The following is a 21841-nucleotide window of genomic DNA, read 5'->3' on the forward strand; positions in this document are numbered from 1 at the left end:
TGAATAAAAAATAATTATTTAATACTATAAAAAATCTTGATTGAAGAATTCATAATTTTAACCCAAATTATCTTTATAGATATCATCTTAGCTGCTGATAACGCTATTATTATTGGATTAATTGCTGCTAACTTTGTACCAAAAAATAGAAAACAAATAATTCTCTGGGGTGTTGCTGGAGCTTTAGTTTTTAAAATTATTTTTGCTCTTTTTGCTACTTACCTATTTGAATTTTATTATATCAAAATTTTAGGTGGACTACTTCTAATTTGGATTGTTAATGATTTAAGGAAAGATTTAGTTGAAATGAAGAATAAGATTAAATCACCTGTAAAAAAATCAATGGAACCTTCATTTGTAAGAAGTATTTATAAAGTTTTATTCGCGGATATTACGATAAGCTTTGATAATGTTATTGGAGTTGTTGGTGCTGCAAAAGGTTATTTTGGTTTTATGATATTTGGTCTTGTTTTGTCTGTTGTATTAACTGGAGCATTAGCTACTTATTTAGCAAATTATATTCAAAAAAACTTATGGATAGCCTACGTAGGTTTAGGTTTTATTTTAATTGTGGCACTACAATTAATAATTGGTGGATTAAATGATTATGGTGTTTTATCAATTAACGAAACATTTAAACAATATTTTTAATTTAATATGAATGTTTCTTAGTAGGGAACTTGCTTGTAACCACATCTTTCTTAAACTTTAGTGCAGCATCATTAATTTGTTTTTCAATATTAGAATATCTTTTAACAAATCTAGCTTTTATTTTATTTAATCCTATAAGATCATCTGTAACTAAAACTTGCCCATCACAATATACTGAAGCACCTATTCCAATAGTTGGTATATTGATTGTTTTTGTGATTTCTTTCGCCAAAGAGCTTTCAATACACTCTAAAACAATTGAGAATGCACCAGCTTCTTCTAAAAGTTTAGAATCTCTTAAAATAATTTTTCTTTCTGTTGTTTCTTTTCCTTTAAATCTAAAACTTGTTGCTGATTGTGGTAACAGTCCTAAATGTCCCATGACTGGAATTTTATTCTTTATTAAGATTTTAATTGTTTGAATAATTTTTTTACCGCCTTCAAGTTTAACGGCATCACATTTTGTTTTAGATATTATTTTTTTTGCGTTTTTTAATGCTTCTTTTGGGCTTCTGTAAGTATTATGAGGCATGTCGACTACCATTAAGCTTTTTTTAACGCCCATTCTTACACTCTTAGAATGTTCTATCATCATATCTAATGTCACTTTTTTTGTAGAAGAAAAATTGTAAAGTACAGAGCCTAGAGAGTCACCTACCAATATGAGATCACAATGACTATCTATAATAGATGCTACATTTTTAGAGTAGGCAGTAAGACTTATAATTTTTGATTTATTTTTTTTTTTAATAAAATTAATAATCTTGTAATTCATTTTTACCACACACCATTATTTTTCATTGATACCCAAGGTTCCTTAATTTCTAAATTTCCTTCTTGTAATATTTCTATAGAAATATTATCAGGAGATCTCACAAAAGCCATATGACCGTCTTTAGGTGGTCTATTAATTGTATAACCCAGATCCTGAAGCTTCTTGCATGTTTTATAAATATTTTCTACAAGGTATGCCAAATGACCAAAATTACGCGATCCATCACCTAACTTGTCACCATCCCAATTATAGGTAAGTTCTAATTCAGCATTTTCATCACCAGGAGCTGTTAAAAAAATTAAAGTAAATCTTCCTTGTTCATTTTCTACTCTTCTTGTTTCAACTAGACCCAATCCTTTACAATAAAAATTTAATGATTCATCTACGTCAGAAATTCTAATCATTGTGTGTAAATATTTCATAATATTTTGTATTCTATAGTAAAATTTTACTCTAATTCAATAGTACTTGGTGGTTTTGAAGTAACATCATAAACTACTCTATTGATTCCTCTAACATTATTAACAATTTGATTAGAAATTGATTGCATAAAACCTTTCGGAAAATCGAAAAAATCAGCAGTCATTCCATCTTCAGATGTTATTGCTCTTAATAGACAAATGTGTTCATAAGTACGATTATCTCCCATAACACCAACAGTTTTTACTGGGAGTAAAGCTGCATAAGCTTGCCAAATCTTATGGTATAATCCGTGCTCTCTTAAAGCCTTAATAAAATAAAAATCTGCTTCCTTCAAAATTTTTATTTTTTTATTTGTTATAATTCCTGGCATTCTTATAGCTAAGCCAGGTCCTGGAAAAGGATGTCTAGATATTATTTCTTTAGATAAGTTAAGCTCTAATCCTAATTTTCTAACTTCGTCTTTAAATAAAAATTTAAGTGGTTCTACTAATTTCAATCTCATCTTTTTTGGTAGACCACCTACGTTGTGATGTGATTTAATTTTTGATGTTTGACTACCTGTCACTGATTTGCTTTCAATTAGGTCAGGATAAAGAGTTCCTTGTGCAAGAAATTTAACATTTTTAATTTTTTTAGCATATCTCTCAAATATCTTAATAAAAAGGTTTCCAATTATTTTTCGTTTTTTTTCAGGATCAGATATGTTTGTTAGTTTTTTAAAAAATTCTCTTTCAGCATTTACATAAATCAAATTTATTTTTAATTTTTTTTTAAATGTTTCAATTACTTGTTTTTCTTCATTTTTTCTTAACAAACCATTATTAACGAAAATACATGTCAAGTTTTTTCCAATTGCTTTGCTTAATAGTTGTGCAACAACACTACTATCTACACCTCCAGATAGTCCACAAATTACTTTGTTATTACCTACTTGTTCTTTAATGTCATTAATTAGTCTTAATTTTTGATCTTTTGAAGACCAATTTCTTTTAACCTTACATACAAGAAAAAGAAAGTTGCGTAATAAAATTTTACCTTTTTTTGTATGTGTTACTTCTGGATGGAACTGAACACCATAAAAATTATTTTTAGAATTTTCTATTATTGTTAACTTAGAATTTTTTGTTGATGCAACAACCTTAAAATTTTTTGGCATTTTAGATACTTGATCGGCATGGCTCATCCAAACATCGCTAGTATTTTTTTTATTAAAAAAATTTCTAATCAAAATACTATTCGATACTTTGTTAATAGTAGCTAAACCAAACTCTCTATTTTTTGACTTTTTAACACTTCCACCTAATTCTTTTGAAAGAATTTGATGTCCAAAACATATGCCAAGTACAGGTATATCAAGCTTTAAAATTTTTTTATCAAAGTTAAATTTGTTATTTTGATAAACATTTAGAGGGCCACCAGAAAGAATTATTCCCTTTATGCTCTCTTTAACAATATTGTTTGCTTTAATTTTTTTGTGACTAATAATTTCTGAGAAAACCCCAAATTCTCTAATTCTCCTCGCAATTAATTGGGTAAATTGAGATCCAAAATCTATTATTAAAATTTTACTTAAATTATTACTACGATTCATCTTTAGGCTCTAAATTCTTTAATGATTTTAGAATGAAATTTTTTTTTTCACATAATTGGCTGCAAATCATAGTAAAATTTTCTACTAATTCTTTAACTTTTGAATAATTAGATTTTTTAAGTTCTATTTCCATTAATAGATAATTTGCTTCTTCATTTTGTGGATCCAATAAAAGTACTGTATTAATGTTTTTTTCTTCCTCTTTCTTATTATCTTCAAATTTATAAATTTTTGCTAGGTATAAATATGAGTCCTGATCTTTAGGATTAAAAACTATACTTCTTTGAAATAAAAATTTTGATTCATCGTATTTTTTTTCAGCATATTTTATTTTTCCTTCTTTTAAAAAAAGATTTTCTGCTTTTGCAAAATTTGTTAAATTTGTTAAATTTGTTAAATTTAAAACTATAAAAAAAATTGAAGTAAATCTAATTATTTTAATCATTAATATTTATTATCATTTGTTACTTCATCGACATTATGAACCATACTTTCATAAAAACCAGCTTTGGTTATTTTTACAAAATTAGGATTATTCTTAAGCTTGGGGACTTTTTTTGCTCCCAAATATCCCATAGAAGATTTTAGTCCACCAATTAATTTATAAATTATATCTTTAACATCACCCTTATATTTTGCAAAACCTTCTACTCCTTCAGGTACATATTTAGATATGTCTTTTTGTTTTGTTTGAAAATATCTATCTGCAGATCCTTTGTTCATTGCACCAACAGATCCCATTCCTCTAAAGCTTTTAAATAATTTCCCATTTTTTTTAATTAATTTACCAGGCGCTTCTGAACTTCCTGCAAACAAAGAACCTATCATGACTGCATCAGCTCCAGCAGATAAAGCTTTAGCAATGTCGCCTGAGTATTTAATTCCACCATCAGAGATGATTTTTGTTTTATTATTTGTAACACTTTTTTTTACTTCAAGTATTGCACTTAACTGGGGCACACCAATACCCGCTACAAGTCTTGTCGTACAAATTGATCCTGGTCCAATTCCAACTTTAACAATATCTACTCCCAATTTTATTAAAAATTTTGCTGCTTTTGCTGTAGCTATATTTCCAGCACATAAAGTTGTTTTCTTAGTTTTTATTTTTTTTATTGCTTTTATCATTTCTGCAACTTTTTTGCTGTGACCGTGTGCAGTATCTACTACAATTAGATCTACTTGTTCTTTTATAATTGCTTCAGCTCTTTTAAGTTCTAGTGGACCTGCTCCAACAGCTGCACCAACTAATAATTTTAATTTTTTTACTTTTTTGATTTCTTTAATTTGTTTTTTAATATCTAAATTTCTATGTATGACACCTATACCTCCAGCTTTAGCTATGGCTATGGCCATTTTACTCTCAGTAACTGTATCCATTGCTGAGGATAATAATGGAATTTTCAGAATTAAATCATTTGATAATTTTGTACTAGTGTCTACTTCAGAAGGTAAGACTTCTGAGTATTTTGGTGCCATTGTGACGTCATCAAAGGTGAGTGCTTCTTTTATAGGATCCATAATCATTTATATATGATTCCTTTTAAAATTAAAGTCTCTATCTTAAAGTTTTACAAATAATAAAACTTTCCTTAGATTCTTTTCTACTAGATTTAGGTTTAAATACCTTCACTTCTTTAAATATTTTTTTCCCTAAAGCAACTATCTCATTAAATGATGAGCCTAAAAAAATCTTAGAGACAAAGCGTCCTTCATTAACTAGCATTTTCTTAGCAAAGTTCATCGCTTCCATAGCCAATTCACCTGTATAGATAGCATCAATATCCTTTATGCCCGTTGTGTTAACAGCCATATCAGACACTACGACGTCAACTTTTGAATTAAAAAATCCTTTAATCTTCTCCTGTGAACCTATTTCTGTAAAATCACCCTTAATTTGAATTGTATTATCGATTTCCTCCATACCCTTTATGTCAATAGAAACTAATCTTCCGCTCCTTACTTTCCTAGAAATATATTGAGACCAGCTGCCTGGTGAAGCACCTAAATCAATCACTGATATACCATTTTTTAATATCTTAAATTTTTCGTCGATTTCTATCAATTTATAAGCTGATCTTGCTCTGTAACCATCCACTTGGGATTGCCTGACATAAATATCTCTTTTTTGTTTATTGATCCAGTTCTTTGAAATTTTATTCTTTTTCAATTAACGACCAAACCTTAAGCTTTTTGATAAAGTTTTATTTTCTATAGTTTTAATATCAATTTTTATCTCTTTATGAACTCTCATATCTTTATCACCATCCCAAATTCCAGATGCAAGATGAATTATACCTATATTATGATTTGGCAAATAAGGTTCAACAAATTTTCGTTCTTTTTCATTAAACTTTGGTAAAAGATTACTGACTAACCAATTACAATTATGAGGTAAAAATTCTGTTTCTAAATGGTTAATATAAACTGACATATTTATTGCTAACTGTTCTGATCCAAAAATATTTCCAGATTTTAATGTTTCTTCTAAATTTTTTTGCCATGTAATCCATCCAACAGAATCTTTTTCTAGAGAAAAAGCACCAATATTAATATGTGGTGCAAAAGCAAGTTTCCTTGCTTTATCTATTCCAATTTTTGATTTTATAGCGTGTTTAAAATTTTGAGATTTAATTATTGCAATTTGTCCAAATATCCAATTAACTTTGGACATATCTTTATATCCAGGTGTAAATGTTTGTGTGATTCCTAATTTACCATTCTCACAAGCTTTAAAATAAAGCTCTATTGCATTCCAATCCCCCACCCAGGCATCACAATCTATCCATAAAAATTTTTGGTAATCAGGAAAATATTTTGGTAAAAATGCCCTTGATACTTGACTCTTTAGCCATTCTTTCCCTTTAACTTTAAATGCAGGAACTTCTATATCCCATTCCGCTGATTTAATTTCATCAACTTTTTTAGATAGTATAGTTCTTTGTTCATTTGATAAACCAGCATCTAAAATACAAATTGCTATATCTTTACTTTTTTCAAAACTCTTAATCGAGTCAATTAATTCATTAAGCAATTCAAAATAATTTGAATCAGCTAACGATACAATTACATTTTTTTTCATTTATAATATGTCTTCTAATTCATCGTTATCATTTATTTCACCACTTAAAAATTTTTTCTTATAAACACTTTGATAGTTTAAATATCCAATTGGTAGTAAAAAAATATAGATCAGCCCACAAATAAGCAAAACTTTAAATGTATAAATTAATAAAAGTCCACAGAATAATACTATTCCAAATAATACAAAAATTGTCATTCGACGAGGTATAGTTATTCTTTTAAATGCAAACGTAGGAATCTTACTGATCAATAAAAATGATATCAAAATAAAAAATATTGGAACTATAATATTATGATTAATATTGATTAAATTAAACTCACTCAAACTAAATATTAGTGGCATTAATATTAATATTCCACCTGCTGGAGAAGGAACGCCTTCAAAATAATTATCTTTCCATGATGGTTCTGAATTTGAACTTACATTAAAACGTGCAAGTCTAAGAGCAACACAAACCACAAAAATCATTGTAAGCAACCAGCCAAATTTACCGAGATTATTCAATGACCAAAAATACATTATAAAAGCTGGTGCCACACCAAAGCTTATTAGATCTGCCAATGAGTCTAGCTCTTTTCCTACTAATGAAGTTCCTTTTAATAATCTTGCAACCCTACCATCAAGGGCATCAAAAATTGCTGCAAAAATAATAGCTATTATGGATAGTTCAAATTTTGAATCTAGTGCAAATTTAATCGAGCTTAATCCAATACAAACATTTATTAATGTTAATGCATTTGGTAAAAGCATTCTAGCTTTTTTATCTGATACAATCTTAAAATTATTTTTCGGCTTTTCCATAAGCTATCTTTTAGCTAATAGTGTTTCACCAGCAATTGTTTTTTGTCCCACTTTTACCAATGTTTCATAATTTTCAAAATAAACATCTGCTCTACTCCCAAATCTAATCATTCCAATTCTTTCACCTTGCTGAAGTTTTTGGTCTTTGTTAGATTCACAAACGATTCTTCTAGCTATTAATCCTGCAATTTGAACAACGATAACCTCTTCATTCTGGTTATTTATTATTTTATAATAATTTCTTTCATTGTCTTCACTTGCCTTATCAAGCGATGCATTTAAAAATTTTCCTGGTTTATAAAGTATTTCTGAAATTTTACCATCACAAGGTGTTCTATTTACATGGCAATCAAAGACATTCATAAAGATGCTGATCTTTGTAAATTTTTTATCCTCTAAACCTAACTCTTTTGGTCCATCAACTTCATGTATCATTAAAACTTCACCATCTGCTGGACTAGTTAGATAATTTTCATCATTTATCGAAATTCGTTCTGGATCTCTAAAAAAATAATAAACCCATATAGTTAGTATAAATCCAATTAATCCTAAAAAGGTGCTTAGGAAATATAAAAAAATTGTTACAAATATAGCGATAGCTAAAAATTTGTATCCTTCTGAATGAATTTTTGGAAAAGTTTTCTTTAACATAAGCTTATATTTGATAATTTTTTATTAATATGTATATAAAGCACTAAATTACAATTACTAATATATATTATTCAAATATGGCTAAAATTAAGGTTAAAAACCTAGTTGCAGAACTTGATGGTGATGAAATGACAAGGATAATATGGGAGTTTATTAAAAGTAAACTTATTCTTCCATATTTAGATTTGGGCATAGAGTATTTTGATTTAGGTATGAAAAGTCGAGATGATACCAATGATCAAATAACTATTGACTCCGCAGCTGCAATTAAAAAAATTGGTGTTGGTATTAAATGTGCAACAATCACACCAGATGAAGCTCGTGTTGAAGAATTTGATTTAAAAAAAATGTGGAGATCTCCCAATGGAACTATAAGAAATATTATTGGAGGAACTGTGTTTAGAGAACCAATAGTTTGTAAAAATATTCCTAAATTAGTACCTTCATGGACAGACCCTGTAATTATTGGAAGACATGCATTTGGAGATCAGTATAGAGCAACAGATTTTAAAGTTCCTGGAAAAGGTAAAATGGAAGTTAAATGGACAGCTGAAGATGGTAGCCAAGAAATAAAATATGAAGTTTTTAACTTTCCTGGGCCAGGCATAGCTTTATCAATGTACAATTTAGATAAATCAATAGAAGACTTTGCAAGGTCTTGTTTTGGCTATGGTTTGATTAAAGAATGGCCTGTTTATTTATCAACAAAAAATACAATCCTAAAACAATATGATGGTCGTTTTAAAGATATTTTTCAAAAAATATTTGATGAGGAATTTAAAGAAAAATTTGAACAATTAAAGATTACTTATGAACACAGACTAATTGATGACATGGTAGCATGTGCAATGAAATGGAGTGGTAAATATATCTGGGCTTGTAAAAATTATGATGGTGATGTTCAATCTGATACTATGGCACAAGGATATGGTTCTTTAGGCTTAATGACTAGTGTTCTATTAACTCCAGATGGAAAAGTAATGGAGTCTGAAGCAGCACATGGAACTGTAACTAGACATTATAGAATGCATCAACAAGGTAAAGAAACCTCTACAAATCCAATTGCATCTATATTTGCTTGGACTAGAGGTCTTGCACATAGAGGCAAATTAGATGGAAACAAAGAACTGATTAATTTTTCAAAAACTTTAGAGAAAGTTTGTATTGATTGTGTTGAAAATGGATCAATGACTAAAGATTTAGCAATTTTAATTGGTCCTTCAAGTAAGTATTTAACTACTAATGGTTTCTTAGATGAGCTAGATGGTCAGCTTAAAAAAAAACTTAATTAATTAATTTTTTAATATTTTCAAAAGACTGTTCAATTTTATTGGGCAATGTTCCCCCTGCTTGGGCAAAGTCAGCTCTTCCACCACCACCTTTACCACCAATAACTTCTGATCCAGCTCTAACAATTTTTACAGCATCAAACTTGTCTTCTAATGTTTTGGTAACACCTACAGCTAATCCAACTTTATTGTCATTGATTGCATAAATTATTACTAATCCTTCACCAATTTCTTTTTTTCCTTCATCAATTAACTTACGTAGATCTTTAAATGGTAAATCTACAATATTTTGAAACCTTACTTTAAATCCATTAATGATTTGATCATTGATTTTATTTTTTTCTTTATCTTTTAATATTGAGCTAACCGAAAGTTGATCAAATTGTCTATTAAGGTCTTTTATCAAGGCTACTTGATCACTATTTTGAAGATTAGGTTTTCCTCCTAATTTAATAATCTTTGTCCCTAATTCTTTTATAACTGCCTCATTTTTTTGATCTGATAGATTAGATAAGTTTTCTTTCTCTTTTAAAAAGCCAACTAACTGTGTGTCTCTTAATGCTTCAATTCTCCTTACGCCTGCTGCAATAGATGATTGGCTTATAACCTTAAATTTTCCAATGTCAGCTGTATTTATAACGTGCGTTCCTCCACATAGTTCTGTTGAGAAAAATTTACCTTCCTCATCCCCCATAGACAAAACTCTCACTTCTTCGCCATATTTTTCTCCAAATAAAGCTAGGGCACCATTCTCAACAGCTTCTTTAGGCGTCATTATTCTTGTTTTCACCTCTGATTTTTTTTGAATTATTGAGTTAACATATTGTTCAATTTGTTCCATCTCCTCTTTTGAGATTGGCTTCATATGACTAAAATCAAATCTTAAACGATCAGATTCAACTAAAGATCCTTTTTGAGTTACATGTTCACCTAAAACTCTTCTTAATGCTTCGTGCAATAAATGAGTAGCAGAATGGTAGGCTCTAATATTATTTCTTCTCTGTATATCTATTTTTAATTCAACACTGTCTTGTAGTTTGACTGAACCTTTTTTAACTTTTCCGTAATGAACAAATAAATCTCCTAATTTTTTTTGAACATCAAATACTTCAAATTCAAAAACTTCATTAGAGATTATTCCTGTATCAGCAACTTGGCCTCCTGATTCCCCATAAAAAGGTGTTTGATTTGTAATTATAATTCCCTCATCATTTTCTTGAAGATTTTTTACCTCTTTATTGTTTTTAAGAATCAAAGTAATCACACCTTGTGCTTTATTTGTAGAATATCCTAAAAAATCAGTTGCTCCTAATCTATCCTTTATATCAAACCATATTTGATCGACCGAGCTATCCCCTGATCCTTTCCAATTTTTTTTTGCTAATTCTTTACTTTCTTTCATTAATAAATCAAATTTCTTCACATCTACTGTTAATGATTTATTTTTTAAAATATCTTCGGTCAAATCTAAAGGGAAACCAAATGTATCATAAAGTTTAAATGCTACCTCACCGGGTAATACTTTTTCCACTTTTCTCAACTCTTCTTTTAAGATTTTTATTCCTCTATCTAATAAAACTAAAAACTTTTCCTCTTCTGTTTTTAAAGTTTCTTTTATTAAAGATTGTGCTCTTTCTAACTCAGGATAGCTATTAGACATTTCTTCTAAGAGTGTTTTAAAGATATCGTAGAAGATCGGTTTTTTAGAACCTAGTAAATGTGAATGTCTCATTCCACGTCTCATAATTCTTCTAAGCACATATCCCCTGCCTTCATTTGATGGCAAAACACCCTCTGCCAATAAAAATGAGCTTGCTCTTAAGTGATCCGCTATTACTCTAAAGCTAGATTGATTAACCTCATCTACTTTAACACTTAATGTGTCAGATGCAGATAGTATCAATTTTTTAAAATGATCTGTTTCATAGTTATCATGTGTTCCTTGCAATAGTGCAGCTACTCTCTCAAGACCCATGCCTGTATCCACAGATGGTTTTGGTAAATCTATTCTTTTATCTTTTGAAATTTGTTCGTATTGCATGAATACTAAATTCCATATTTCTATAAATCGGTTTCCATCTTCATTTTTAGTACCAGGTAAACCACCTTCTAAATGATCACCATGATCATAAAATATTTCTGAACATGGTCCGCAAGGTCCTGTGTCACCCATAGACCAAAAGTTATCTGATGTAGCTATCTTAATTATTCTATCATCACTAAAGCCAGCTATTTTCTTCCAAAAGTTGAATGCATCTTCATCATCATGATAAACTGTTACATAAAGACGGTTTTTATCAATTCCAAACTTTTTAGTTATTAAATTCCATGCATAACTTATTGCCTCTTCTTTAAAATAGTCTCCGAAAGAAAAATTTCCAAGCATTTCAAAAAATGTATGGTGCCTTGGTGTATAACCTACATTTTCAAGGTCATTATGTTTACCACCTGCCCTCACACATTTTTGTGAGGTTGTTGCTGTTTTATAATCTCTTTTTTCTAATCCAGTAAATACATTTTTAAATTGTACCATTCCTGAATTTGCAAACATTAATGTTGGATCATTATTTGGAACTAGATTACTAGACTCAACTATCCTGTGATCATTCTTTTCAAAATAATCTAAAAAAGTTGTTCTAATTTGATTTAGTGTTTTGTCAGCCATATATTTAAAATACAGCTTTTTTATTTGATGTCTAGGTAAGTGTAGGGGAAAAAGGCGCTTAAACTAAGCGCCTTTTAATAATTAAAGATGACTTTACTTTAACTAATTCTTTTTTGGTGGTGTAACTTCTTCTTTAGTTTCCACAGCAGGGTCTTCTATTTGATCTTTTGCAGCTTTTTCTGGATCAAGTGGATTTCCCTCAATTTTTTTTGCTATTACTCCAGCTTTTTCTCTTATTGCCATTTCTATTTCTGCAGCAATTTTTGGATTTTCCTCTAAAAAAATCTTGGCATTTTCTCGTCCTTGTCCAATTTTTTCACCTTTATACGCATACCAGGCTCCAGATTTTTCAACAATGTCAGCTTTTGCTCCAAGGTCAACCAATTCACCCACTTTGCTAATACCCTTGCCATACATAAGGTCAAACTCTACAACTTTGAATGGAGGAGCTACTTTATTTTTAACTACTTTAACTCTTGTTGAGTTACCAATAATTTCGTCACCATTTTTAATAGCACCAATTCGTCTGATGTCCATTCTTACAGATGAATAAAACTTAAGTGCATTTCCACCTGAAGTGGTCTCTGGACTTCCAAACATTACTCCAATTTTCATCCTAATTTGGTTAATAAAAATCATCATAGTATTCGTACTTGAGATTGAACCTGTCAATTTTCTTAAAGCTTGACTCATTAATCTTGATTGAAGTCCAACATGGTGATCTCCCATTTCTCCTTCGATTTCCGCTCTCGGCGTTAATGCGGCAACTGAATCAACAACAATTACAGAAATGGAGCCTGATTTAACCAATGTATCAGCTATTTCTAATGCTTGCTCACCTGTGTCTGGTTGTGAAATTAATAATTCCTCTGTATCTACTCCAAGTTTTTTTGCATAAACTGGATCTAAAGCATGCTCTGCATCTATAAATGCGCAAATCCCACCAGCTTTTTGAGCTTCTGCAACTACCTGTAAAGCTAAGGTTGTTTTTCCAGATGATTCTGGTCCATATATTTCAACAACTCTTCCCTTGGGTAATCCACCTATTCCAAGTGCTACATCTAAACTTAAAGAGCCAGTTGATACTGATTCAATATCCATTGCTCTTCTTTGGCCAAGCTTCATTACAGAACCTTTTCCAAAATTATCTGTAATTTGTGCTATTGCAGCGTCTAATGCTTTATTTTTTTCATTGCCTTCTGCTTGTTGTGCTTTTGTAGTTTTTACTACTTTTAAGTTGTTTTTAGTCATTTTATGCCTTTTTTATTAAATAATTAGTGTTCGAATCGTGTGTTAAATGTACACATTTTGTTCTTATTATCAATAGTTAATTTTTTTAATGAAAAATTGGCTCTATTACTTAAGTTTTAGATGGCTACTATTTAATAAACCGATAGCTTTCAAAATACTAAATTGAGCAAGGAAGTAATTTCTTTCTGAATTTGCTAAAGCAATTCTAGAATTTAGTAGAATAGAATTAGATTGAATAACATCCAAAGTAGATCTTCCAAGTCCCGATTCATACTCAACCGTTATTCCTTCATTTGCAATCTCTGCTGCTTTAACTTGCGACTTAACTGAATTCAATAAACTTTTTGAAGACTGTAGTGTGGACCATGAAATAGCTACATTACTATTGTTGTTTTTTGTAACACTATTTAATAATAATTTTTTTCTACTTTGTATATTTCGACTTTTATTTAATGAAGCTCTATTTTTCCCACCCGAGTATATTGGCCAAGTAACAGTTGCTTTTAAAATATTCTTATTGCGCTCATCATATGATGAGCTTAAATCTTGAGATCTAGAACTTTCATAGGAAAGTTTTGCAGAAGGTGTTAAGTCTGATCGTGAAATAATTATATCTTTTTCTGATTGTTCATATTCTAACTTTGCTATAATTAATTCAGGATTATGTTTTTTTGAAGTATTAATTGCATCATTCAAGTTGCTTGGAAGCATAAGATTGATATCAAAACTTTTATTTAAACTATTTATATCCATAATAGGTCCAATCACATTTTCATAATTTAACTTGTTTGATACAATTTCATTTTGAGATTGAATAAAATTTGCTTGAGCTTCAGCTAATGACGACTCAGATTGAGCTAAATCCGATAGAGTAATTTGACCTCTTTCAAGCCTCGCTCTATTTGTTTCAACTTGTCGTTCTAATAAACTAAGATTACTTTGATTGATTTTTAATTTTTCATTAGCTAATATTAATCCTGAATAAACTTCGATTGCTTTTAATAAAACTTCTTGTTCTTTTTTTAATAGTTTTGCACTTGTAAGGTTAATTCCAATTTTATTTTTTTGAACATCAGCATTTCTACCAAAGTCTATTAACGTTTGTTCGATTTTTATAGATTGTATGGAAGGATCAACATCGTTAACTGATTGCTCAACTCCTGTTCTATTTGTCAACTTACTTGTGTCTTCTTGACTTTTACTTCCTGAAATTGTGACCGTAGGCAAGTAGTTACCTTTTGAAATCTTTAAATCTTCTTCTGAAATATTAATATTTTCTCTCTCAGCATTTAAGTCAGTATTATTCTTATAAGCCTCTGTAAGAGCTTCAAATAAAGTTACAGCCAAGACATGTTGATTTAAGAACAGAATTGAAAATAGTATTAAAATCGTTTTTTTCATTAGTTCTTAAATTTTATCTTTTCAATCTGATGATTACTATTTAAATTCATTATTATAGATGAACTTTTTAACGCATCTTTAAACATTTGTTGAGTAATTCTTTGATATGTTTGCATAAAATTTATCACATCCCCACTACTCATAATCTTTAGGTTTTTCTTATTTTTTGTTTGAACCCAAAGCTTTCTCTCTTGTTTTAATCTCCATTCTCTTAATAAATTAAAATTTTTAGCTTTTAGATACAACAGTCCATCTAATTGGTTAAATAATGTCTTATATTTAGTTTTCAACTGATTGTTAACATGAGTTCTCCACTTGGTCTCTTCGTCATATACTTTTTCAAGCGAGTTAATTGGTTTTTTGAGTTGACTGTTTGATTGAGCTCTTGCTCCAACACACCAACCTTCAAAAATTATAACATCGGGCCTTGTTTTAATTTTGTGCCATGAGCTTTTTGAGCATCTATCATCTATCGCTTTGTCAAATGTTGGAACCTGCAAACTCTTAAAATTTTTACCTTTAATTTTTTTGAAAAAACTCAACATTAAATCTATATCATGAGTTCCAGGAACTCCTCGTGTCATTAATAAAGGGTGTTTATTTTTAGATAATAATTTTCTATCTTTTCTTGTTTTATAAAAGTCATCGATGGAGACTTTAAAAACTTTTAATTTAAAATACTTTTGTAAGATTAAGGTTAAAATTGATGAGATGGTTGTTTTCCCTGAACCCTGTCCTCCTGCTAAACCAATTATTAATGGTCTTTTTTTATTGGCTCTTTTTGATATCCAAAAACTTACTGGGATTAAAAAAGATTTAATCATCTTATCTTTATTTTTAAATTTATCTTTTTTTGTTTCTTGAGAAGAGATAAATTTAAGACAATCTTTTTTTACTTTTAGAAAACAATTATTAACTTGTTGCATAAAAAATTATCTTTTATCAAGTGGATGGTTTTGACCATCGTTGACTGCAATATTTTTCAATTCAAAAGTATTTATTTCATCTATACATCCAAGATTAAATCCTGTCATAGCTGGATTGGCTCTTGGATTGTGATGTGTATAAATTCCACAATTAGAACAAAAATAATGTTTTGCGATTTTTGAATGAAATTGATAAAGCTTTAACTTGTCTTCACCTTTAATAATCTTAAAGTCTTCATTCTTAACCATAGACATTATTGCTCCTTTTCTCTTACAAATAGAACAATTGCATTTTAAAACTTTTTCTAAATTATCAGGTACATTTATTTCTGCTTCTACTTCTCCACAATGGCATTTTAGTTTTTTCATTTATATTTCTCCTTTATTTTTTATATTAATCTCAAACATTGTTTCATTTCTTCTGCGCAAAGGCAGTGTGAAAGGTCCATCATAAGTTGCTTTAATAGGTGCGCTCAAAATTGATATGTCATCTTTTTTTAATTCATTTTGTAAAATATCTTTATGCTTAATAAAGTTTTTATCAGAAGCTCTTCCTGAGTATCTAATAACTGCATAATAACCTTCTTTAATATTTAAAATCTTTATATCGGAGTTAGATGGAATTGGTGTATTTTCTTTATTAAATCTTGAAGGTAAATAAAACTGCATAGTCATACTTCCTTTTTTTTCTATCTGAGTAACTGGTGTTGTCATCTTAATTTCCTCATTATTTTTATTATCACCAGAAATGTAGTTAAATAATTTTCTAAAACTACTACCTTCATTTGATATTTCTGTTTCGATGGCTAAACGATCAGAATATTTTCTAATTTCATAAATTTCATTTTTTTTCACCACCTCGTAATTTGCTTCTTCATAAGCCATACTATTAGAGGTTATAATTAAACCAAGAATTACAATCGATAGAATTTTTTTCATTTTAATGTGGTGCCTAAACTACCTCTGGTTGAAGTTATCCACAAGAGTACAAAATGTAGTTTGGATGTTCACGTTTTGATTCACCTTTGATTCATTTACAGACTCAAAATACAATCTCTTGTGTGTATTATATAACTAGTCTATGAATAAGAACAAAATAAGAACATGAAACTAACTATTCCGTTTTATCTACATAAAGCAGGTGCTGGCTTTCCCTCTCCTGCAACAGATTACATCGAAGAAGATGTGGATCTTAATGTTCATCTAATTAAAAACGTTCCAGCAACATTCATCATTAGAGTTCAGGGAAAATCAATGACTGATGTTGGTATTTATGATGGTGACTTGTTGGTTATTGATAGAAGTTTAAAACCTAAAAATTTTTCAACTGTAGTTGCAAATATTTATGATGAATTGGTTGTTAAAAGTTTTGTTAGATCTAAAGATGGACAATTTTTAACATCAGGTTCGAAAAATATTGAAGATAAAATAATTATTGGGGATGAGTCTGAGGTATTTATCTGGGGAGTTGTGACTTATGTCATCCATTCAACGTACTAAAAAGATAGCACTTGTTGATTGTAATTCATTTTATGTTTCTTGTGAAAGATTATTTAATCCTAAAATTAGAAACAAACCTGTAGTTGTTTTATCTAATAATGATGGCTGCATCATATCAAGATCAACTGAAGCAAAGGCTCTTGGTATTAAAATGGGAGAGCCTTATTTTAAAGCTAAAGATATAATACTTAAAAATAAAGTTTATGTATTTTCTTCAAACTATTCTTTGTATGGAGATTTATCCAGAAGAGTAATGAGAACTTTAAAAAGATTTAATCCAGTCTTAGAAATATATTCTATCGATGAAGCTTTCTTAGATCTAACCAATTATCCTGATGATGAAATTGAAGATGTTGGAAAAGAAATTAGAAGTATTGTTTTACGATGGACAGGAATACCTACAAGCATTGGTATTGCTAAAACAAAAACTTTAAGCAAGATTGCAAATCATATAGCAAAGAAAAAACAATCCGGTGTAACTAACTTGATAGGTATTGAAAATATTGATCCACTGTTAGAAAAAATAGATATTAATGATGTGTGGGGAGTTGGTAAGCAGATGACAAAATTTTATCAGCAAAATGGAATTTACAATGCTAAACAGTTAAAGAATATGTCAAACACTTGGATTAAAAAAAGCTCCAATGTTTTAAGCTCTAGGACTGCATTAGAACTTAGGGGCATTCCCTGCATTCCATTAGAAACTAAAACTTCAAAAAGAAAAAGCTGTGTAGTATCAAGATCATTTGGTACTAGAGTTGAAAAATTTCAAGAACTACAAGAAGCAGTTACAAGTTACTGTTTAAACGCTTCAGAAAAAATTAGATCAGAGTCGTTGATTGCAAAATCAATAACTGTTTCTGTAAGAACAAGTCCTTTTCAAAATAGAGGAGTTTATTATTCAAATGCTAAAACTATAGATTTTCCAATAGCTACTAATAATAGTATTGAAATAGTTAAAACTGCTTTAGCTGCATTAAATGAAATCTTTATAAATGGGTACAGGTATCAAAAAGCTGGAATAACATTGACCGGCTTAACTGGTTCAGAGGGTAGTAAAAATTTATTCTCTTCAGAAAAAGATGAAAAAATTAAAGGTTTGATGAGGTCTATTGATAGTACAAATTATAGATATGGTAGATCAACACTGAGTTTAGCCAGTGCTGGGGTTAACAAGAAGTGGAATATGAGAAGAGATCACTCTTCAAAGATAGATACAGCTGATTTTTATTCTCTACCAACGATTAAAGTTAATTAATTTGTTTACCTTTTTCAATTGGATCTAATATTAGTTTTTTGTGATTATATTTATAATTGGTATTATTATAATGAAGTGAATTAATAACCAGTATTCTTGAATTTTCTACATCAATTAAAATAGCATTCCCACCATAGCCACCCATGCCAAATATAATTTTGTCTTTTAATCCTGGAAAATCCATATGAAATTGACCTCCATATGATTTTGTACTATTAAATGCTGGTTCATTTACCCCCCCTTTTGGAATTCTTCTTTTGTGAATTTCTTTTAAATATTTTCCAACACAAGTATCATTCTGATAATCATCCATTATAGCTTTTGCTATTCTAAGATAGTCAAATCTTGCTGCCATTATGTTGGGATGTCCATTTCCATTTTCTTCTTGAAAACTAGTAAAACCATAACGAATGCTATTTTTGATCTTTATTTTATCGTTGAAAACTTTGCTATAAAATTTGTCATAATCTTCACTGGTTTTAAATTTTATGTAATTTAAAATTAATTGAGTAACAAATCCATTGTAATTGTATCTATCCTTGGATTTTTTCGTATTTTTGTTTCTAAAGTGTGAGCGCATAGTTGTTTCAATATCTCTATCTTCATATGCACCTAATTTACTTGTACCATCTTCAAATTCATCGATATACTTTTGATCACCAGTATTCATATTTAAAAAATTTATCAATTTTTGATTATGATAGAGTGAGTCTTTTATTACAGGCCAGTCATTTACTCTTGCATCAACTCCATCAATGTAGCCCTCACATATGGCATGACCTAGTATATAAGAAGTTACTGACTTACCCATTGACATTGAATAAAATTTTGTCTCATTATTTAAAAACTCTCCCAGTCTTTCTTTGGGAGAAAATTCGTCAATTAATACTTCACCATCTTGATAATATAAATAACTAAGGATACCTTTAGTTTTCATTTGTTTTTTTAAAAATTTATCTTCAATTAAATTGAATTTAAAATCGTATGAATTATTTGAAGGTTTAAACTCTTTTAAATGTGTGCCTCTATCTCTATAAGAGTATTTCCATAAATAATAAATCAGGGTATCTCTATTTGGGTTTGAATGATAAGCAATATTAGTTGCTGATAATGCCTTATTACCTATCTTGATATTTAGATTGTTCATCATTGTCATTTTTCCTTTGGGATAATTCCCACATTCTTTATTTAACCAAGCATCACTATTTTTTTTATATGATGCGCAAATATCAAACTTAGCACCCCCTTCTTTTAAATATTGAGAGTAGCCATTTTTCAAAAGCCATTGATTAAATTTATTAAAATTTTCAGCTAAAAGATTGCTTGAAGTTAATAAGCTTAAAGTAAGAATTATAATTATTTTGTTCATTTAATTTTATCTATACTGTCAATATTATTTAATGAATTATTATATTCTGACATATTTTCTCTACTAGATAATATTATAACTGAAATCATCATAATAATAACTCCAAGAACAGGTATCAACGTGATAATTGAAATTTTTCCAGTCACTAAAAATAAGTAAGCAATTAAAAATAATATAGATCTAATTAATAAAGTTATCTTAAAAACAGCAATAATTGAAAGAGAATGTTTTAATAAATTAATAAAATTCATTTTAGATAGTCCAAAATATCTTTTTGCCCTAATAGAGGGAATGAATTTTCTATCTTTAAATAACTTTGCAATAGATCCTGAAAAACTACTCCACGTTGCAGCCTCATTAACCATTGTATTAACTGCTGACTTTGGCATGCATGAATAATTACCATATTTGATTGAGTGACCTGTAAAAACATAAGTCAAATACTTGTGGATTAAATAACAAAACTTAAAAATAAATCCTTCAGATCTTTTTACTCTATTGGCTGTAACAACAATATCTGGATGTTCTTTAATTTTTTCAATCAATAAACTAAGCTCTTCCGGTCTATCTTCTCCATCACCATCCATTGGAATTACATAATCAAACTCTTCTTTATCATTTATATATTTTAATCCAGCTGCATTACACCTTGCATGTCCCTTATTTCTTTTCATGTTGATGATTTGAATCGATTTTAAATTAGTTAAATTAACTGAAAATTCTGGTTTATTTTCACTGGATGCATCGTTAACTATTATTACTGAAAATTCACCTTCTAATGTTAAAATTTCTGAATTAATATTTTCTAAAAGTTTAAAGACTGACTGCCAATCATTATAAACTGGAATTAAAATTTTTATTTTATTCATCTATATCCAATACAAATATTATCTATACACATAAATTTAGATAGTGAATTTAGTTTATCTTTAGTAATAAGCCCCTCCCAAACAGGTCTAGATTTTAAATGGTACGATAGATTACCCGCATTCCACTCATCTCCAAGAACAACATTGATAGATTCTTTGTGATCTTGACTCCAGGCATATTGGGTTTTTATAGCTATTTCTTTTCCTGGATAGTCTGTTCTTTTATCTGTTTTTGAAATTGAGATATATGCATAAGAAAAAAGTGAAAAAGTAAACAAAACTAAAAATGACAATAAGAATCCATTTAGTTTTTTTAGATTTATTTGTGCTTGAAAAATATAAACAATTAATACACCAAAGAATAAATAAAATGGTGTCATCCACATTGTTTTTATTTTTGAACCAGTTAACAATGAAGTTAAGAACATTAGGCCTATTGGTACTAAATTAATAAATATCAAAAATAATAATTTTTTATCTTTTAAGGTTATTTTGAATTTTAATTTTTTTATTAAAAAAAATGACATTATAAAAAATGGAATTAATATTCCTATTTGCTTAACTAAAAATATTAATGGATAAGTTATGTGATCTAATAAACTAGAGCCTTCTAACCCAGCTCTAGCTAAACCATAAGTAATGGTTATATAATCATTATTTGTTAACCAAATTAGATGTGGAACTAATAAAACAATAAAAACTTCTAAAGACACTAGATACTTAAAATCAAACTTTTTATATTTTTTTATAAAAATTATATAGAAAAATAATAGATCAATCGTTATTAAAAGATAAATAAAAAGATATTTTGATAAAAAACCTATAGCTGCAAACACTCCAAGCCAAAAACAATCTTTAAAAGTTATTTGTTGTTTGTCAAATAATTTCCATGAATAATAAACACATAATGCCCAGAAAGGTAATTGGCAAACATTTACATTAAATTCTGGAGTTGTAAAATTATAAAAATAAATACCTTCAAGTAAAAGAACTGATATTAAACTTAAACTTTTATTTTTAAATAGTTCACCTGCAAATTTAAAAACAACAATAAAAGCTATTACTACAAATATTTGACTCAGTAAATAATAAGCCCCATCATGTGAGCCAAATATTTGATAAAAAATTTCTGAAAAAAAAGCACTTGCTGGTGGATGTTTATTAAAGCCCCAATCGAAATTATTTCCCCAAGCTAAAGCTTCAATTGTATCTAGCGGTAAATTGTTATTTGTTAATGTTGGAACTAAAGTCCATAAAATTAAATGAGTTATAATAAAAATATAAAATAATTTTTGTATACTTTTTTTATTAAGTGACATTTGATAGATTTTATATG

At 28.8% G+C, this 21841-nt stretch carries 22 protein-coding genes; 4 read left to right on the forward strand and 18 right to left on the reverse strand.

The window, feature by feature from the left end; translation table 11 throughout:
* Positions 1–36 precede the first annotated feature (36 nt).
* The gene (locus tag AC5YGA_RS04705; RefSeq protein WP_415307973.1) at positions 37–651 is read left to right on the forward strand and encodes a YjbE family putative metal transport protein; all 615 of its coding nucleotides are present in this window, start codon (positions 37–39) and stop codon (positions 649–651) included.
* 1 nt (position 652) lies between these two features.
* On the opposite strand, the gene panB is transcribed toward AC5YGA_RS04705, so the two are convergent.
* From panB to AC5YGA_RS04750, 9 genes are read right to left on the reverse strand one after another with little or no spacing between them, the layout of a single operon-like run.
* Positions 653–1426, reverse strand: coding sequence for a 3-methyl-2-oxobutanoate hydroxymethyltransferase (gene panB, locus AC5YGA_RS04710; RefSeq protein ID WP_415307974.1), 774 nt, complete (start codon positions 1424–1426; stop codon positions 653–655).
* Between the two features lie 2 nt (positions 1427–1428).
* Positions 1429–1848 carry a VOC family protein gene (locus AC5YGA_RS04715; RefSeq protein WP_415307975.1) on the reverse strand — a complete coding sequence of 140 codons (420 nt, stop codon included), beginning with the start codon at positions 1846–1848 and terminating at the stop codon, positions 1429–1431.
* 26 nt (positions 1849–1874) lie between these two features.
* Entirely contained in the window at positions 1875–3440 is a 1566-nt protein-coding gene (gene guaA, locus AC5YGA_RS04720; protein WP_415307976.1) for a glutamine-hydrolyzing GMP synthase, read from the reverse strand.
* On the reverse strand, positions 3430–3885 hold the full coding sequence (locus AC5YGA_RS04725; RefSeq protein ID WP_415307977.1) for a tetratricopeptide repeat protein: 456 nt from the start codon (positions 3883–3885) through the stop codon (positions 3430–3432). Before AC5YGA_RS04725 ends, guaA begins: the two co-directional genes overlap by 11 nt.
* Positions 3885–4961: an IMP dehydrogenase gene (guaB, locus tag AC5YGA_RS04730; RefSeq protein WP_415307978.1), complete on the reverse strand. Its 1077-nt coding sequence runs from the start codon at positions 4959–4961 to the stop codon at positions 3885–3887. The genes AC5YGA_RS04725 and guaB overlap by 1 nt, the downstream gene beginning before the upstream one ends.
* Before the next feature lie 37 nt (positions 4962–4998).
* The gene (locus AC5YGA_RS04735; RefSeq protein WP_415307979.1) at positions 4999–5610 is read right to left on the reverse strand and encodes an RlmE family RNA methyltransferase; all 612 of its coding nucleotides are present in this window, start codon (positions 5608–5610) and stop codon (positions 4999–5001) included.
* A complete protein-coding gene (locus AC5YGA_RS04740) occupies positions 5611–6522 on the reverse strand; it encodes a glycosyltransferase (RefSeq protein ID WP_415307980.1) in 912 nt (303 codons plus the stop codon).
* Complete coding sequence (pssA, locus tag AC5YGA_RS04745; protein WP_415307981.1) at positions 6523–7326, reverse strand: CDP-diacylglycerol--serine O-phosphatidyltransferase; 804 nt, start codon at positions 7324–7326, stop codon at positions 6523–6525.
* Positions 7327–7329: 3 nt separating this feature from the next.
* Positions 7330–7977, reverse strand: a complete 648-nt coding sequence (locus AC5YGA_RS04750) for a phosphatidylserine decarboxylase (protein ID WP_415307982.1) — start codon at positions 7975–7977, stop codon at positions 7330–7332.
* 77 nt (positions 7978–8054) lie between these two features.
* Between AC5YGA_RS04750 and AC5YGA_RS04755 the strand changes: the two genes are divergently transcribed.
* On the forward strand, positions 8055–9269 hold the full coding sequence (locus tag AC5YGA_RS04755; protein WP_415307983.1) for an NADP-dependent isocitrate dehydrogenase: 1215 nt from the start codon (positions 8055–8057) through the stop codon (positions 9267–9269).
* Here the strand turns inward: AC5YGA_RS04755 and alaS are convergent.
* From alaS to AC5YGA_RS04785, 6 genes are all read right to left on the reverse strand, one after another.
* Positions 9262–11931 carry an alanine--tRNA ligase gene (alaS, locus tag AC5YGA_RS04760; protein WP_415307984.1) on the reverse strand — a complete coding sequence of 890 codons (2670 nt, stop codon included), beginning with the start codon at positions 11929–11931 and terminating at the stop codon, positions 9262–9264. The two genes, AC5YGA_RS04755 and alaS, sit on opposite strands and share 8 nt — an antisense overlap.
* A 102-nt stretch (positions 11932–12033) precedes the next feature.
* Complete coding sequence (gene recA, locus AC5YGA_RS04765; protein WP_415307985.1) at positions 12034–13182, reverse strand: recombinase RecA; 1149 nt, start codon at positions 13180–13182, stop codon at positions 12034–12036.
* A 105-nt stretch (positions 13183–13287) separates the two neighbouring features.
* Positions 13288–14583, reverse strand: a complete 1296-nt coding sequence (locus AC5YGA_RS04770) for a TolC family protein (RefSeq protein ID WP_415307986.1) — start codon at positions 14581–14583, stop codon at positions 13288–13290.
* Positions 14583–15509: a uridine kinase gene (locus tag AC5YGA_RS04775; RefSeq protein ID WP_415307987.1), complete on the reverse strand. Its 927-nt coding sequence runs from the start codon at positions 15507–15509 to the stop codon at positions 14583–14585. The genes AC5YGA_RS04770 and AC5YGA_RS04775 overlap by 1 nt, the downstream gene beginning before the upstream one ends.
* A 6-nt stretch (positions 15510–15515) precedes the next feature.
* Complete coding sequence (locus tag AC5YGA_RS04780; protein ID WP_415307988.1) at positions 15516–15878, reverse strand: GFA family protein; 363 nt, start codon at positions 15876–15878, stop codon at positions 15516–15518.
* A complete protein-coding gene (locus AC5YGA_RS04785) occupies positions 15879–16448 on the reverse strand; it encodes an SOUL family heme-binding protein (RefSeq protein ID WP_415307989.1) in 570 nt (189 codons plus the stop codon).
* A gap of 165 nt (positions 16449–16613) precedes the next feature.
* On the opposite strand from AC5YGA_RS04785, the gene AC5YGA_RS04790 reads away from it, so the two are divergent.
* Both AC5YGA_RS04790 and AC5YGA_RS04795 read left to right on the forward strand, forming a co-directional pair.
* Positions 16614–17009: a LexA family protein gene (locus AC5YGA_RS04790; protein ID WP_415307990.1), complete on the forward strand. Its 396-nt coding sequence runs from the start codon at positions 16614–16616 to the stop codon at positions 17007–17009.
* On the forward strand, positions 16987–18267 hold the full coding sequence (locus AC5YGA_RS04795; RefSeq protein WP_415307991.1) for a Y-family DNA polymerase: 1281 nt from the start codon (positions 16987–16989) through the stop codon (positions 18265–18267). The genes AC5YGA_RS04790 and AC5YGA_RS04795 overlap by 23 nt, the downstream gene beginning before the upstream one ends.
* Here AC5YGA_RS04795 and AC5YGA_RS04800 read toward each other — a convergent pair.
* From AC5YGA_RS04800 to AC5YGA_RS04810, 3 genes are read right to left on the reverse strand one after another with little or no spacing between them, the layout of a single operon-like run.
* Complete coding sequence (locus tag AC5YGA_RS04800; protein WP_415307992.1) at positions 18260–19636, reverse strand: hypothetical protein; 1377 nt, start codon at positions 19634–19636, stop codon at positions 18260–18262. The two genes, AC5YGA_RS04795 and AC5YGA_RS04800, sit on opposite strands and share 8 nt — an antisense overlap.
* Positions 19633–20505 carry a glycosyltransferase gene (locus tag AC5YGA_RS04805; protein WP_415307993.1) on the reverse strand — a complete coding sequence of 291 codons (873 nt, stop codon included), beginning with the start codon at positions 20503–20505 and terminating at the stop codon, positions 19633–19635. The genes AC5YGA_RS04800 and AC5YGA_RS04805 overlap by 4 nt, the downstream gene beginning before the upstream one ends.
* Positions 20502–21824, reverse strand: coding sequence for a glycosyltransferase family 39 protein (locus AC5YGA_RS04810; RefSeq protein ID WP_415307994.1), 1323 nt, complete (start codon positions 21822–21824; stop codon positions 20502–20504). Before AC5YGA_RS04810 ends, AC5YGA_RS04805 begins: the two co-directional genes overlap by 4 nt.
* Between the last annotated feature and the right edge of the window lie 17 nt (positions 21825–21841).

This window comes from Candidatus Pelagibacter sp. uisw_091 (genome assembly GCF_059512525.1).

Coding starts and splice junctions, on each gene's coding strand:
- AC5YGA_RS04725 (WP_415307977.1), bottom strand. CDS start 3,885: ATGATTAAAATAATTAGATTTACTTCAATTTTTTTTATAGTTTTAAAT.
- AC5YGA_RS04750 (WP_415307982.1), bottom strand. CDS start 7,977: ATGTTAAAGAAAACTTTTCCAAAAATTCATTCAGAAGGATACAAATTT.
- AC5YGA_RS04790 (WP_415307990.1), top strand. CDS start 16,614: ATGAAACTAACTATTCCGTTTTATCTACATAAAGCAGGTGCTGGCTTT.
- recA (WP_415307985.1), bottom strand. CDS start 13,182: ATGACTAAAAACAACTTAAAAGTAGTAAAAACTACAAAAGCACAACAA.
- AC5YGA_RS04715 (WP_415307975.1), bottom strand. CDS start 1,848: ATGAAATATTTACACACAATGATTAGAATTTCTGACGTAGATGAATCA.
- guaA (WP_415307976.1), bottom strand. CDS start 3,440: ATGAATCGTAGTAATAATTTAAGTAAAATTTTAATAATAGATTTTGGA.
- AC5YGA_RS04810 (WP_415307994.1), bottom strand. CDS start 21,824: ATGTCACTTAATAAAAAAAGTATACAAAAATTATTTTATATTTTTATT.
- AC5YGA_RS04795 (WP_415307991.1), top strand. CDS start 16,987: ATGTCATCCATTCAACGTACTAAAAAGATAGCACTTGTTGATTGTAAT.
- AC5YGA_RS04775 (WP_415307987.1), bottom strand. CDS start 15,509: ATGCAACAAGTTAATAATTGTTTTCTAAAAGTAAAAAAAGATTGTCTT.
- panB (WP_415307974.1), bottom strand. CDS start 1,426: ATGAATTACAAGATTATTAATTTTATTAAAAAAAAAAATAAATCAAAA.
- AC5YGA_RS04785 (WP_415307989.1), bottom strand. CDS start 16,448: ATGAAAAAAATTCTATCGATTGTAATTCTTGGTTTAATTATAACCTCT.
- AC5YGA_RS04800 (WP_415307992.1), bottom strand. CDS start 19,636: ATGAACAAAATAATTATAATTCTTACTTTAAGCTTATTAACTTCAAGC.
- guaB (WP_415307978.1), bottom strand. CDS start 4,961: ATGGATCCTATAAAAGAAGCACTCACCTTTGATGACGTCACAATGGCA.
- AC5YGA_RS04740 (WP_415307980.1), bottom strand. CDS start 6,522: ATGAAAAAAAATGTAATTGTATCGTTAGCTGATTCAAATTATTTTGAA.
- AC5YGA_RS04770 (WP_415307986.1), bottom strand. CDS start 14,583: ATGAAAAAAACGATTTTAATACTATTTTCAATTCTGTTCTTAAATCAA.
- AC5YGA_RS04780 (WP_415307988.1), bottom strand. CDS start 15,878: ATGAAAAAACTAAAATGCCATTGTGGAGAAGTAGAAGCAGAAATAAAT.
- alaS (WP_415307984.1), bottom strand. CDS start 11,931: ATGGCTGACAAAACACTAAATCAAATTAGAACAACTTTTTTAGATTAT.
- pssA (WP_415307981.1), bottom strand. CDS start 7,326: ATGGAAAAGCCGAAAAATAATTTTAAGATTGTATCAGATAAAAAAGCT.
- AC5YGA_RS04755 (WP_415307983.1), top strand. CDS start 8,055: ATGGCTAAAATTAAGGTTAAAAACCTAGTTGCAGAACTTGATGGTGAT.
- AC5YGA_RS04805 (WP_415307993.1), bottom strand. CDS start 20,505: ATGAATAAAATAAAAATTTTAATTCCAGTTTATAATGATTGGCAGTCA.